This window comes from Streptomyces sp. NPDC003248 (assembly GCF_055563235.1).
This window is the reverse complement of record NZ_JBVHDT010000021.1, coordinates 88,786-102,389: the sequence shown is the minus strand read 5'-3', so window position 1 is coordinate 102,389 and position 13,604 is coordinate 88,786. Positions and strand designations below refer to the sequence as shown.

Here is a 13,604-nt window from a genome sequence, read left to right as displayed (position 1 = left end):
ACAATGTGGAGGCGCCGGGTTGTCCAGCACTGGCCGCGCAGCGCACTTCGTGAGGTCCTTCGAGCGGGGCCTCGCCGTCATCCGCTCCTTCGACGCCGAGCACCCCGCGCGCACGCTCAGCGAGGTCGCCCGCGCCTGCGGCCTCACCCGCGCCGCCGCCCGCCGTCTGCTCCTCACCCTCGCCGACCTCGGCTACGTCCACTGCGACGGCCGTCTCTTCCGGCTCACCCCGCGCGTGCTGGAACTCGGCTACGCCTACCTCGCCGGCCTGACGCTGCCCCAGCTGTGCCTGCCGCACCTCGAACAACTCGCCGCGGACGTGGGGGAGTCGTCCTCGCTGTGCGTCCTCGACGGCGACGACGTCGTCTATGTCGCCCGGGTCCCCACCCGCCGCATCATGTCCGCGACGATCACGGTGGGCACCCGCTTCCCGGCCCATGTCACCTCCGTCGGCCGGGTGCTGCTGGCCGCCCTCCCCGACGAGGAACTCGACACCCGCCTCGCCCGCGCGGACCTGCGCCCGTTCACCCCGCGCACCCTCGACACCCCCCGTGCCCTGCGCGCGGAACTCCTGCGCGTACGGCGGCAGGGACACGCCCTCGTCGACCAGGAACTGGAGGAGGGGCTGCGCTCGGTGGCCGCCCCGGTGCGGGACCGGGACGGCACGGTGGTGGCCGGCGTGAACATCGCGGTGCACGCCGGCCGTACCTCGGTGGAGTCGGTCCGCCGGGACCTGCTGCCGCGGCTGCGGGCGGCGGTGGCGCGGATCGAGGCCGACCTGTCGGTCACAGATCCAGGACGAGCCTGCGCCCCCGGCACCGGGACACACAGATCATCATCGTCTCCCCGGCCTCCCGCTCCGCGGGGGTGAGCACACTGTCCCGGTGCTCCGGCGTGCCCTCCAGCACGTCGGTCTCACAGGTCCCGCACGTTCCCTCGGCGCAGGAGAACAGCACCTCCACCCCGGCGGCCCGGACGGCGTCCAGCACGGAGACGCCCGCCGGGACGGTCAGCGTACGGCCGCTGCGCGCCAGCTCGATCTCGAAGGCGGCCTCCGTACCGCCGCCCCGGCCCTCCTCGGGCCGGAACCGCTCCACGGACAGCGCACCGGGCGGACACCGCTCGGCGACCGCGTCGAGCAGCGGGCCCGGTCCGCAGCAGTACACCAGGGTGCCCTCGGGCAGCCCGGCCAGCGCGGAGTCCAGGTCGAGCAGCCCCGTCTCGTCCTGCGGGGCGAGGGCGACCCGGTCGCCGTAGCGCGCCAGTTCCCCGGTGAACGCCATGGAACCGCGTGTGCGGCCGCCGTAGAGGAGCCGCCAGTCGGCGCCCGCCGCCTCGGCCGCCGCGAGCATCGGCAGGAGCGGGGTGATGCCGATGCCGCCCGCGACGAAGCGGTAGCCGGGCGCGGGCCGCAGCGCGAAGCGGTTGCGGGGGCCGCGGACCCGGACCGTGTCGCCCGGCGCGATGTGCTCGTGCACATACGCGGATCCGCCCCGCCCCGCGGGCTCCCTGAGGACCGCGATCCGCCAGGCGGCCCGGTCGGCCGGATCGCCGCACAGGGAGTACTGGCGCTCCAGCCCCGGCCCGAGCAGCAGGTCGACGTGGGCGCCCGGCTCCCAGGCCGGCAGCGGTTCGCCCCGCGGGTGGCGCAGGGTGAGCGCGCGGACCCCGTCGGCCGCCGGCACCGCGCCGGCGACGACGAGTTCGGCTTCGTACACGGTGTCGTACGCGGTGTCGTACGCGGTCATGAGGCCTTTCCTCGCGGCTCGTGGCCCTCGGGGTGGGCGAGCATCCACCCCCACATCTCCACCGGGTCCTCGGCGCTGTGCTCGGCCCCGCAGTGGCAGGTGCCGTGCAGGACGTCGGTGCCCGGCAGCCAGTCGACGCGGTAGACCTCACCGGTGGCACCGCTCACCGGGCCGCCTCCACCGGCTTCTCGCCCTCCTCCACGAGCCGGGCGAGGATACGGCGGGCGGCCAGACCGCCGGTGTCGATGTTGATGCTCAGCTCCTGGTAGCCGGCGCGTTCCGAACCCAGCGTGCGCTGGAGCAGGTTGAGCGCGTCGACGTCCTGCATGACGACCGTGTGGTTGTTGGCGCGCAGGAACTCGGTGACCTCGGCGTCGTCCGTCGCCCAGTCCCGCGAGACCATCCAGAAGTCGTACACCCTGCCGTCGGACGACGGGGTGATCGCGTACGTGATCTCGGTGTGGAAGCCGCCCGGATCGCTGCCGTCCGCCTCCGGCAGCACGCCCACCGGGGCGATCCGGCTGTGCAGCAGGTACAGACACGGCGCGTGGTACTCGATGTCCTGCCAGCGCGTGATCCGGCCCTCGATGCCGGTCGAACGGGCGTAGAACGGCGGGCACTCGGCGTCGTCCATGCGCCGGCTCACCCGGACGATCCCCGCCCCCTCGTCCACCTCGGTGGTGATCGGCGTCTCCGCGACCTCGGGGGTGCCGATGTAGCCGCCGTGCAGATACGTCTCGTGGGACAGGTCCAGCAGGTTGTCCACGAGCAGCCCGTGGTCGGCGTCGATCGGCTCCATGCCGCGGACGGTGGTCCAGCCGGGCGAGTCGAGATGGCGGGCGCGCGGGATCGCCCCCGGGTCGGCCAGCGCCGGGTCGCCGATCCACACCCACACCAGGGAGTCCTGCTCGACGACCGGGTAGGAGGCGACACGGGCGGTGCGCGGCACGCGCTTCTGCCCCGGCACGTACACGCACGTCCCCGTCGTGTCGTAGGTGAAGCCGTGGTAGCCGCACACGATCCGGTCCCCGTCCAGGCGGCTCTCGGAGAGCGGGTAGCGCCGGTGCACACAACGGTCGTGCAGCGCGACGGGCGTCCCCTCCTCCTCCGTCCGGTAGAGGACGAGCGGCTCCCCGAGCACCGTCCGGCCGAGCAGTTCCTCACGCCCGACCTCGTGGCCGTAGGCGGCGACGTACCACTGGTTCCTGGCGAAGGCGGTGATGTGCGGCATGGGAATCCCGTCCTTGTCGGCGGGGCTGCGCCGCCCCGCGTGCCGTGGTCGGGAACAGGTTCCTGACGGCTGTGGGTGCCGGGCAAGGCGGCTTCTGCCAGGCGGAAGCGTTTCCGGGAAACAGCTGGTCGGGCAGCGGGGCAGCGGGGCGGCGGTGCGCCCATGCCGGCGGGCGACGCCCCGCGGGGGCGGTCGGACCGGCACCGGGTCCCGCTCAGGAACCGCCGCGCTCGCGGGGGATCTTCTGACCGGCCTCGATCGCCACCGGCAACCGGTTCTCGGCCGGGGGCAGCGGGCAGGTGGCGAGGTCCGTGTAGGCGCACGGCAGGTTCTTGGCGCGGTTGAAGTCCAGGACGACCGTGCCGTCGCCGGCGGGCGGCTCCAGGGTGAGGGCCCGGTTGGCCGCGTAGGTGGTGACCCCGGAGGTCGCGTCGGTGAACAGCACCATCAGCCGGCCCGCGCCAGGGCCGGGGAACGCGGTGAGCGACAGCGGGCGCCCGTCCAGTTCGAACTCGACCCTTCCCGGAGCGTCGTACACGTGCTCGAGGCCCTCGACCGCGGCGCCCACGGTGGTCGGTCGTGGTGTGTCGAAGGGGAGGTAGTGGCCCGTCACGGCCCAGCGCGGGTCGGGGGCGTAGGCGGGGGTTCCGGTGAAGGCCGTGCGCAGCGGCGCGTCCGGGTGCCGGGGCCGCACGATGTCGTGCCCGCCGCGCCGGGCGACCTCGATGACGGCGTCTCCCCAGACGGCGTCGGCACCGCCGCGTTCGGGAAGCACGCCGAAGCGGTGTTCACCGCGCACCGGCGTTCCGCCGACGACCAGTTCCTCGCCGTCGTCGAGGTCGACGACGACCCCCTCGGGGCCGGTGCGCCACGCGCCGGGCGCGTCCGGGAACCGCTGGGGCCGCTCGTCGAGCCAGTGCAGGCCGGTGATCGCCAGGAACCCGTGCGGGTCGGCGAGCCGGGCCTCCTGGACGCGGTACCACTCCAGCCAGTCCTCGGTGAAGGCGTGGGCGTCCGCCGCGGTGGTCTCGGTGGTCTCGGTGGTCATGGGTTCTCCTTCGTCACGGGGTGCAGGGGGGCCGGCCGGTCCGTTCGGTCCGACCGGAGTGCTCAGCGGGCCAGTTCGCCGAGGAGTCGCCAGGTGCGTCGGCGGTCGGCCTCTCCCGCGATCTCCGTGCTCGAGAACACGACCTCGGTGGCGCCGGCGTCGCGGTAACGGCGTACCTCGGCCTCGACGGTCTTCTCGTCGCCGATCACGGCCAGGTCGGCGGCCCGCCGGCCGCCGGAGAGTTCGATGACCCGGGCGTAGGACGGGATCTGTTCGTAGAACGCGAGGCTCTCGGTGGCCTTGGCCCGCACCGCGTCCACGTCGTCGGTGACCACGCCGGGCACCAGGGCCACGATCCTGGGCGCGGGGCGGCCTGCGGCCTCGGCCGCGGCGGTCAGGGCGGGCACGATGTGTTCCGCCAGGGCGCGCGGTCCCGCCAGGTAGGGCAGGATCCCGTCCGCCAGCTCACCGCTGACCCGCAGCGCCTGCGGCCCCATCGCGGCGACCAGCAGGGGGACACCGCTCTCGGCACCCGCTACCCGCGCCGGGACCGGGGTGGTCGCGGTCAGCAGCTCACCGTGGAAATCGGCCGTGCCGGTCTCGGTCAACTGCCGTAACGCGGTGAGGAATTCACGCAGCCGGGCGATGGGGCGTTCGAAGGGCAGGCCGAAGCCGGTCTCCGTCAGCAGTCTCGTGCCCAGGGCCAGGCCGAGGTGGTAGCGGCCGTGCGTCGCGGCCTGGGCGGTCTGGGCCTGGCTGGAGACCAGCAGCGGGTGGCGGCCGAAGACGGGGATCGCGGAGGTGCCGACCTGCAGTCCGGGCACTTCCCGCCCGACGATCGCCGCGAGCTGGGGTGAGTCCGCGCCGAAGGTCTGCCCGAACCAGGCCGACGTGAGGGCGGACTCGGCCGCCTCCCGCGCCAGTTGGACGGTGGCGTCGACCTGGTTCGGCGCGTCGGACGCGTTGAGCGCTACTCCAACAGTCATGTCAGTTGAGAACGGGCGACGGTCGAACCCGCATTCCGGTGCGTGTGTGACAGCTTCTTGTCAGTCATGTGTACTCGGTCCTAACGGCGTCCCGCCCACCGGGACGTGACGGCGTCCCGCCCGCCGGACGCATGCTGCACGAGCAGCAGCGGGTGCTGCCTGCCCTGCCGGAGGTGCCCGTACCGCCTGTGCTACCCGCCCCGCCGGTCCCGTTCGGCTCGTCCTTCGTGCCCGTGTCGCCGGACTCGCCCCGGCGGTCGATCTCGGCGGCGACGAACGCCGGCGTGGGCGCGGACCAGGCCGGGGACGGCCTTGGCCGGGTCGACGTCGGCGCGCACCGCCCACCCGGCCGGATCGCTCTCGTAGGGCTCGCCCCTGCGGGAGCCGGCACCGAGGTAGTCGGGCCGGCGCCGACGGCGCCCCCCTCGCCGTACGCCCGTCGTCGGTGCCGTCGGTGCACCCCGGCAGCAGCAGCGTCCCCGCCACCACCGCCAGTGCTGGTCTCCACCCGGCCATCGTCACTCCCCACCCGTGCGGCCGCGCTCCTGGGTGCCGTGCGCCGCACGGTAGTCCCGGAGAGCGCCAACTCACCCTGGGAAAGCGTCACTTGATGGGGCGGGGCGGACCACCGGGGGGCGGTGAGGGCTGCGCCGGGCCGCTCCCGTCCTCGCGGGGAGGATCGGACGGGAGCGGCCCGGGCGGTCAGACCGCGTCGATCGGTCAGATCGCGTCGAGCGTCAGATCGCGTCGATCGGTCAGATCGCGTCGAGGTCGCGCCGGCCGGTCTCCGGCAGGGCGAGGACGCAGAGCAGCGACAGCAGGGCCATGCCGCTCATGAACCAGCCGCCCACCACGGGGCTGTAGTTCTCGGCGAGCGCCGTCACGATCAGCGGGGCCGCGGCCCCGCCGAGCACGCCGCCGAGGTTGTACGAGAACCCGGCGCCGGAGTAGCGCATACGGGTGCCGAACAACTCGGGCAGGTAGGCGCCCGCGGGGCCGTAGATGATGCCCATGCAGAGCAGGGCGCCGCTCAGCGCGATCGCGATGAGGACGTAGTTCTCCGTGTCCAGCAGGGGGAAGAGGACCGCGCCCCACACCACGCCGAAGGCGGCACCGGCGATGATCAGGCGACGGCGGCCGACGCGGTCCGACCAGCGGGCGACCAGGAAGGTGGACAGGCCGAGGACCACCACGGCGACCAGGGTCAGCATCAGCATGTCGTTCTTGGGGATGCCGAGCTCTCCGGTGGTGTACGTCATGCAGTAGGTGGCCGCCGTGTAGAACATCACGTACACGACCGTGATCATGCCGGCGCCGAGCAGCATCTCCCTGGGGTGCACCCGGAACGCCTCCAGCAGCGGCGCCTTGGCGGTCTCCCGCTCGGCGGTGACCTTCGCGAAGGCCGGGGTCTCCGAGATCCGCAGGCGGATGACCAGACCGACGGCGACCAGCACGAAGGACACCAGGAACGGGATGCGCCAGCCCCAGCCGTCGAAGGCCTCGTCGCTGAGCACCGACGACATCAGCAGGAAGGTGCAGGTGGCGGCGAAGTAGCCGACGGGGGAGCCCATCTGGGGGGCCGCGGCGTACAGTCCCCGTTTGCCCTTCGGGGCGTGTTCGACGGCGAGCAGCGCGGCGCCGCCCCACTCGCCGCCCAGGCCCAGCCCCTGGATCAGCCGGAGCACGACCAGCAGGACCGGGGCCGCGACGCCGAGCGTGTCGTAGCCGGGCAGCAGGCCGATCAGACCCGTGGACAGGCCCATCATCAGCAGCGAGACGACCAGGACGGCCTTGCGGCCGACGCGGTCGCCGAAGTGTCCGAAGATCGCGGCCCCGAGCGGGCGCGCGGCGAAGCCGACCGCGAAGGTCGACAGGGTGGCCAGGGTGCCCGCGGTCTCCGACAGGTCGGGGAAGAACGCCTCGTTCAGGACGAGCGCGGCCGCGGTGCCGTAGATGTAGTAGTCGTAGAACTCGATGGCCGTGCCGATGAAACTCGCCGTGGCGACGCGGCGCAGACCGGCCGCCGATCCCGACGCGGACTCGGACGCGGACTCGGACGCGGCCGCGTCGGGGGCGGGGGCCGGGGTGCCCGGCTCGGGGGCGCGGCTGGGCGCGGAAGAAGGCATGGCTGGACTCCGGAGCGGAGGAGGACAAGGACGCCGTCGCAGAACGCGAACAGGATGTGAACGTAAGCCGACAGCCGTGCCCCGGCCGTTGTCCGCTCGGACAGCGATGCACCGGCCACGCTGTCCGGGAGGACAGCCCGCGTCACCTGCCCGTGCTGTGCGGACGGACAGCGGTGACACCTTTCCGCGCTGTACCGGCGGACAACGCCCGTCGTCCGCCGGGTGCCGCGTCCTCAGCCGGCCGGGAACGCCGTGTCCGTCCGGTCCGGTACGCCGAGGTCGAGGCGGAGCTGGAGCGTGGCCGCCAGCCGGTGCTCGGGGTCCTCCAGGTCCAGACCGGTCAGCGCCACCGCCCTGCGCACACGGTGGCGCAGCGTGTTGGGATGCACGTTGAGCCGCTTGGCCACCACGGCGACGTCGCCGAACGCGTCCAGGTACAGCAGCAGCGACCGCGCGAGGTCGGTGCCGTGCGCGCCGTCGTGCCCGACGAGGGCGGCCACCGCCGGGAACCGTACGCCGGGCGCCCGGTCCAGGAGGTCCAGGGTGTCGCGGACGACCAGCGCGGGCGTGAGCCGGGCATGGGTCTCGACGGTCACCTCGGGGCTGCGGGTGAGCAATTGAAGGGCGCGGTGTCCGCGCAGCTTCACGGACGGGATGTCCGCGAGGCGCTCGGCGCGTCCGGCGACGACCGCCTGCACCCCGGTGCCGGTGAGGCGCCGCAGGGTCGCCACGAGCTGTTCGGCCCAGCGGACGAGGGGCGCGTCGCCGGCCAGCGGGTCGGCCACGGGCTCGGGCAGGACGGCGTAGAGCTGGCCGCACGCCTGCACGACGAGCGCGTTGTCCCGGTAGGCGGCGGCGTGCACCGACATGATCCCGGTGCCCTCCGCGCGCCGGGCGTCCGCCCGCACCGCGTCGCCGCTCCCGGCCGGGTCGCGCAGGTCGACGGCGACCACATGGGCGGCGGCCGCCGGATCCAGGCCCAGGTGCGCGGCGAGCGCGGGCGCGTCGAAGCGGCCGGTGAGCAGCCCGTGGCTCAGTTCCTCGCGGGAGGCGAGCCGGGCCGTGGCGTCGCCCTGGAAGTAGTGGTCCACCAGTTGGGCGGCGGCCAGCCGCGCCGCCCCGCGCAGCATCTCGGGCGCCCGCTCGGCCAGCGGGCGTGCGCCCTCCTGCACCCAGATCGTCCCCAGCGGCCGGCGCCCGGCGTTGATCCCGATCACCAGCCGCCGCCGGGCCCCCATCTCCGGCTGCTCCTCGACCGGGACCACCTCGTCGCCCGCCCGCACCCGCTGGTACACGCCGAGCCGGCGCAGCAGCGCCAGGTACGACTCCGGGCAGCTTCGGCCCAGGATGGAGCGGCGGCGCAGCTCGTCCGCCTCGTCGCCGGAGCCCGCGTAGGCCACCACCCGGTGCGCCGCGTCCTCGACGCTGACCACGCCGTGGGTCAGGGTGGCCACGGTCTGGGCGAGGGAGAACAGGTCACCGCCCCGGTCCGCCGGCCGCTCCGCGCGTCCCCGGGCGAGCGCGGCGCGCATCCCGGCCTCCGCCCGGTCCCACCGCAGCCCGGCCGGCACCCCGAGCACGGCGATGCCCGCGTCCTCGGCCGCCGTCCGCACCGCCGCCGGCAGCCCGTCGTCCGCGGTCCGTACGGCGACGGCGGCGGCCCCCGCCGCGGCCGCCCGGGTCACCATCGCCACCGCCTCCTCACCGCGTGCCCCGACCGCGAGGACCAGGGCGCCGGACAGGGAGTCGAGGGGTTCGCCGGGACCGGCGATGACCACGTCCTCGATGCCGGTGTCCGCCCGGCCGCACCAGTCGGGACCGGGTTCCAGGAGGTCGGCGAGACGGCGCACCACATCACCCAGGGAGGCGCCGCCCGGCGGGGGCGGGAGGGAGACACCGAGAGGCATGTCGTTCACCCGAGCAGGGTACGTGCGACGCCTCCGGCGGAGGGACCGCCGGGACGTGCCGGTGCGGTTCCCGGAGCGGGGCAGGTCCGGTGCCTGGCGGGAACGCGGCGTCGGCGGCCCCGGGACTTCGCGTCGGCGGCCCGGACTCCGCGTCGGCGGGCAGGACTCCGCGTCGGCGGGCAGGACGACGGCACCGGGAGGCGGTCCGTGCCGGCTGTGCCGGCTGTGCCGGCTGCGTCGTGCCATGCCGCGTCGTGCCGTGTCGGTTGCGTCGTGCCGTGTCGTGCTGCGCGTGCCGTGCCGTGCCGCGCCGCGCTGTGACGCGTCGTGCCGCGCGCTGTGCTGCGGGCGTGCCGCTCCGTGCGGTGCCGCGCCGCGCCGGACGGACGGACGTCCGGCGCGGCGCGCGGCCGCCGACCGGTCACGGGGTACGTCACGACGTCCCGCCGCCCTGTCGGAGGCGGCGGGGCGTGGGCGGAGGTGGCGCGGCAGCCCCGGCGACGACCCGTGACGGCCGTGAGACCGGGCGCGTGAGACCGGGCGGGCGACCGGCCGCCCGCCCGGTCTCACGCGCCGTGGTGGACGTACGGCGCCCACAGTTCGGGACTGCCCGGATAGCGCTGGCGCAGGGCGAGCACCGCGTGGTGCAGGGCGTGCGGGACGCGGGCCGGGACCAGCCGGCCGTCGTCGGCCGCGTGGGCGTAGAAGGCGTCCGCCACCCGGGCCGAGGCCAGGTCCGGGACGCTCCACAGGCTGCCGACGACCTGCGGGTACCCGGCGACCTGGAAGCCGGAGGCCAGGTGTACCGACTCGTCGGCGAGGGAGATCCGCGTCTCGCTGGTGCCGCACGCCGACAGATAGGCGAGTGCCGCGCCCCGCAGGTCCAGCCCGGCCACCGCCGCGACCGTCAGGGGAACGCCGTCGGCGTCGGCCAGCAGGACGCCGTTGCCCGCCGGGGACACGGTGTCGCCCGCCCCGTGGCAGGCGAAGTGCGCCACCGCGTGCCGGGGCAGCGCGGCCAGCACCGACGCCCGGTCCGCCTCCGCCGCGCACAGCAGCCGCGCCCCGCGCAGCCGGCGGGCCACCCCCTCCGCCTCCCGGATCGCACCGGGCAGCGGGCCGAGGTACGCCGACTCCGGCTCCGGCACGGCGACGACCAGCGCGCCGCCGTCCGCCGCGGACACCCGGGAGCGGGCGTACGCCAGGGCCCGCAGCGTCGGCGTGTACGACGACACCACCCGGTCCAGGACGCCGACGGCGGGGTCCGCGTCGTACCGGCCGGCCGCGTGCAGCGGCAGCAGCGCCAGTGCGCCCGTCGGGCACCACCACAGGCGGGAGCCCGGGGCCGGATCGAGGGCGGTGAGCACCGGCCCGGCGACCGCTTCCCACAGCCACGCCAGGACCGCGAGCAGATCCCGGCGGTCCAGCGGCTCGCCCCTGTCGAGCGGCTCCCGCAGACGGGCCGCCCAACCGTGCGCGGTGCCCGGCGTCAGCGAGGGCAGCGGGACCACCGTCACCCCGTCGGCGCCGATGCCCCGGCCGGCGGGTGGGGCGCCGACGACCAGGGCGTGTCCGCCGGCCGGGCCCTCGACGACCATGACGACCGGTCCGTCCGCCGCCGACGCCACCAGCTCCGGCAGCGTGGGCGGGCGCAGGAAGTCCGTGAGACCGGGGACGCGCCGGATCCGCTCCAGCAGGTCCGCCCAGCGGGCGGCTAGGACACGGCGCTGCTCGCCCTCCGCCAGGACGCCCAGCCGGTCGTCCGGTGGACCGTGCGCCCACCGCGGCGGTACGGCGAGCAGTTCCCGCAGCCGCACGAACTCCGCCGCCAGGGGCGCGGGCAGCGCCGCCGGGCCGTCACGGGCCTCGATGGCCTCGCCCAGCAGGACGCCCCGGGTGCGTTCCAGCAGTTCCACCGCGCGGCCGGGCCGTCCCGCCGCGAGGGCCGCCGCCACCGCCTGCTGCGGAAGGCCGGCGTGCCGCTCCAGACCGCGCTCCCTGCCACTGCGGGCCAGGTGCCGGGGCGCGACGTACGGCAGGAGGCCGACCGCCTGTTCCACGGCGTCCAGCGCCTCGGCGGGACGGCCGGCGGCCAGCCACAGCGCGCACAGGGCACGGGCGCACTCCAGACGGTCCTGGGGGAGGGACGCGGTGGCGGCGGCGCCCGCCGCGAGAACCTCGGCCGCCTCGGCCCAGGGAGGGGGCGACGGGGGCGGCGGCGCGGGCGGGGAGGGCGGCGGCGCGGGCGGGGAGGGCGGCGGCGCGGGCGGGGAGGGCTCCGGTGCCGGCGCGCCGGAGGCCGCGGCACCGACGGAATCGTCCGGACCCGGCCCGTACCGCGCGACCAGCGCCGTTCCCAGCGTCAGCGCGACCCCCGCGTGCTCCGCCCGCTCCCCGGGAAGGGCCCGCAGCGCGCGCCGGGCCAGGGCCACCGCCTCGGTCGCCGCCTCCTCGGCGGAGGCTTCCGCGACGCCCGGCGCGCGGGCCAGCAGGACCAGCGTCCAGGCGAGTTCACCGGTGCGCCGGCCCCGGTCGGGGGAGTCCTCGGGCGTGTGGGCCAGGGCGCGGCGGGCCGCCGCCACCAGTTCCGTACGCAGGCCAGGGTCGCCGCCGGTCACCCCGTCCAGGTCGTGCAGCGCCGAGCAGAGCGTGCCCAGGTACAGCGGGAGGCGGGGATCGTCGCCGGCCAGACGCACCGCCTCCCGGGCGGTCGCCACGGCCTCCTCCAGGTAGGCGCGGTCGCGGTCGAGCCAGTGACGGGCGCGCAGTGTGCCGCTCAGGTTGTTCAGCCAGGGCACGCGCTGCGCACCGGACTCCGGGCCCTCCTCCAGCGCCGCCCGGGCGGCCCGTACCGCGTCGTCCAGCAGACCGGGCTCCTGGGTGTGGTCGTACAGCGCGACCAGCGCCTCCACGAGCACCGAGCGGCAGGCCCCGCGTTCCGGACGGGCCGCCGGCAGCGCCGCCAGTGCCTCCTCCACGGCCCGCACCGCCGCCCTCAGCGTCTCGGTGTCGCCGGTCAGCCGGAACAGGGCCAGGCGGTGGGACGACAGGGTGCGCAGATGGCCGGGCCGATCCAGGTGGCCGGGCGGGGTGGCGGCGACGGCCTCCGCGGAGGCGTCCACCGCGCGGCGGGCCCACCCGGCGTCCCCGGTGCGTGCGGCGAGGTGGCCCAGGGTGGCGGAGGTGATGTTGAGGTAGGCGGGACGGCGCGGATCGTCGGGCGCGACACGCTCCAGGGCCCGTTCCTCCAGGGCCAGCGCCTCGTGCGCGTCCGCGAGGTCGCCGCGCGCCAGGTACCGGGTGAGGAGGGCGCCGGCCGCGGACACCTGGTGCAGCGGGTCACCGAGGGCCCCGGCCGCCGCCCGGCCCAGCGCGCAGGCCTCCTCCAGCGCGCCGAGGTCGCGGGTGGCCTCGTACCGGGCCCGCAGGTGACCGGCGAGGTTGTGCTGGTGGCGGGCACGCAGTGGATCGTCCGGCGCGAGACAGGCCAGTGCCTCCCGCTCGGCCGTGACGGCCGCGTCGAGGGCGGCCGGGTCGCGGCGGAACTGGTGGACGCGGTGCAGCACCAGGGCGAGGTTGGACAGACAGCCCGCCCGCGCCGGATGGCCCGGAGGACTCAGCCGCACCGCCCGCCTGCCGTGCCGCTCCGCCTCGTCGAGCAGTGCGAGGTCTGTCGTCGTCTCGAACAGGGCGACGAGCGCGCCGCACTGGTTGCGGTGGACCTCGACGGGGTCGGGATGCCGGCCGTCCAGCAGCGCGGCGCGCCCGAGCGCCACCGCCTCCTCCAGCGCCTCCGCCCGGCCGGACAGCCGCCACCGGTGGTACAGGTGCGAGGACAGCCGGCCGGCCAGCACCGCCCGCAGCCCGGGCTCCGCCAAGGGCAGTGCCAACGCCTCCCGCACGCCGGCGATCGCCTCCTCCAGCGCCGCCGCACCCCCGACGCCACGGTCGAAACGCTCCCGCGCGGCGGAGGCACGCCGGGCGAGGGACAGGGCCCGGGCGAGCGAGGCGCCCGCACCACCGGACGCCTCCGCCGCTCCGGGGGCGCCCGGCGCGGGGGCGCCCGGCCCGGAACAGCTCGACGTGGGAGGGCCCGGCGCGGGAGTCCCGCCCGCGAGCCCGCCTTCGTCCGGGCCGGAGGCCCGGCCTTGACCGGAGCCGGGTCCCCGGCCTTCGTCCGTGCCGGACCTCCGGCCTTCGCCCGAGCCGGGGGCCCTGCCTTGCCCCGAGCCGGGCCCCTGGCCTTTGTTCGAGCCGGGCCCCTGGCCTTCGTCCGAGCCGGAGGCCCTGCCTTGACCCGAGCTGGGCCCCCGGCCTTCGTCCGTGTCGGGCCTCAGGCCTTCGTCCGTGCCGGAGGTCCTGCTTTGACCCCAGCCGGGCCCCTGGCCTTCGTCCGAGCCGGAGGCCCTGCCTTGACCCGAGCTGGGCCCCCGGCCTTCGCCCGAGCCGGGCCCCCGGCCCTCGTCCGAGCCGGACGAGGGCCAGCCTTCGCGCGAGCGGGGCGCCCGGCCTTGACCCGAGCCGGGTCCCTGGCCCTCGTCCGGGCCGGACGCACCCT

Annotated in this window: 9 protein-coding genes; 1 reads left to right on the top strand and 8 read right to left on the bottom strand. The window is 75.9% G+C overall.

Going from position 1 to position 13,604, the window contains the following annotated elements:
• Positions 1 to 19 precede the first annotated feature (19 nt).
• Positions 20 to 871, top strand: a complete 852-nt coding sequence (locus ACZ3KJ_RS32890) for an IclR family transcriptional regulator domain-containing protein (protein ID WP_467532366.1) — start codon at positions 20 to 22, stop codon at positions 869 to 871.
• On the opposite strand, the gene ACZ3KJ_RS32885 is transcribed toward ACZ3KJ_RS32890, so the two are convergent.
• The 8 genes from ACZ3KJ_RS32885 to ACZ3KJ_RS32850 form a co-directional block, all read right to left on the bottom strand.
• Positions 786 to 1,748 carry a PDR/VanB family oxidoreductase gene (locus tag ACZ3KJ_RS32885; RefSeq protein WP_467532365.1) on the bottom strand — a complete coding sequence of 321 codons (963 nt, stop codon included), beginning with the start codon at positions 1,746 to 1,748 and terminating at the stop codon, positions 786 to 788. The genes ACZ3KJ_RS32890 and ACZ3KJ_RS32885 overlap by 86 nt on opposite strands.
• Positions 1,745 to 1,915, bottom strand: a complete 171-nt coding sequence (locus ACZ3KJ_RS32880; protein ID WP_389521686.1) for a hypothetical protein — start codon at positions 1,913 to 1,915, stop codon at positions 1,745 to 1,747. Before ACZ3KJ_RS32880 ends, ACZ3KJ_RS32885 begins: the two co-directional genes overlap by 4 nt.
• On the bottom strand, positions 1,912 to 2,979 hold the full coding sequence (locus ACZ3KJ_RS32875) for a Rieske 2Fe-2S domain-containing protein (RefSeq protein ID WP_467532364.1): 1,068 nt from the start codon (positions 2,977 to 2,979) through the stop codon (positions 1,912 to 1,914). Before ACZ3KJ_RS32875 ends, ACZ3KJ_RS32880 begins: the two co-directional genes overlap by 4 nt.
• A gap of 214 nt (positions 2,980 to 3,193) precedes the next feature.
• The gene (locus ACZ3KJ_RS32870; protein ID WP_467532363.1) at positions 3,194 to 4,027 is read right to left on the bottom strand and encodes a DUF1684 domain-containing protein; all 834 of its coding nucleotides are present in this window, start codon (positions 4,025 to 4,027) and stop codon (positions 3,194 to 3,196) included.
• 62 nt (positions 4,028 to 4,089) lie between these two features.
• Entirely contained in the window at positions 4,090 to 5,013 is a 924-nt protein-coding gene (locus ACZ3KJ_RS32865; RefSeq protein WP_467532362.1) for an LLM class F420-dependent oxidoreductase, read from the bottom strand.
• Between the two features lie 755 nt (positions 5,014 to 5,768).
• Complete coding sequence (locus tag ACZ3KJ_RS32860) at positions 5,769 to 7,139, bottom strand: MFS transporter (protein ID WP_467532360.1); 1,371 nt, start codon at positions 7,137 to 7,139, stop codon at positions 5,769 to 5,771.
• Between the two features lie 233 nt (positions 7,140 to 7,372).
• Positions 7,373 to 9,046: a PucR family transcriptional regulator gene (locus tag ACZ3KJ_RS32855; protein ID WP_467532413.1), complete on the bottom strand. Its 1,674-nt coding sequence runs from the start codon at positions 9,044 to 9,046 to the stop codon at positions 7,373 to 7,375.
• Between the two features lie 566 nt (positions 9,047 to 9,612).
• Positions 9,613 to 12,948, bottom strand: coding sequence for a CHAT domain-containing protein (locus ACZ3KJ_RS32850; protein WP_467532358.1), 3,336 nt, complete (start codon positions 12,946 to 12,948; stop codon positions 9,613 to 9,615).
• Between the last annotated feature and the right edge of the window lie 656 nt (positions 12,949 to 13,604).

Excerpts from the sequence above, each read along its gene's own strand:
- ACZ3KJ_RS32885 (WP_467532365.1), bottom strand. The coding sequence starts at position 1,748 with ATGACCGCGTACGACACCGCGTACGACACCGTGTACGAAGCCGAACTC.
- ACZ3KJ_RS32875 (WP_467532364.1), bottom strand. The coding sequence starts at position 2,979 with ATGCCGCACATCACCGCCTTCGCCAGGAACCAGTGGTACGTCGCCGCC.
- ACZ3KJ_RS32870 (WP_467532363.1), bottom strand. The coding sequence starts at position 4,027 with ATGACCACCGAGACCACCGAGACCACCGCGGCGGACGCCCACGCCTTC.
- ACZ3KJ_RS32865 (WP_467532362.1), bottom strand. The coding sequence starts at position 5,013 with ATGACTGTTGGAGTAGCGCTCAACGCGTCCGACGCGCCGAACCAGGTC.
- ACZ3KJ_RS32860 (WP_467532360.1), bottom strand. The coding sequence starts at position 7,139 with ATGCCTTCTTCCGCGCCCAGCCGCGCCCCCGAGCCGGGCACCCCGGCC.
- ACZ3KJ_RS32855 (WP_467532413.1), bottom strand. The coding sequence starts at position 9,046 with ATGCCTCTCGGTGTCTCCCTCCCGCCCCCGCCGGGCGGCGCCTCCCTG.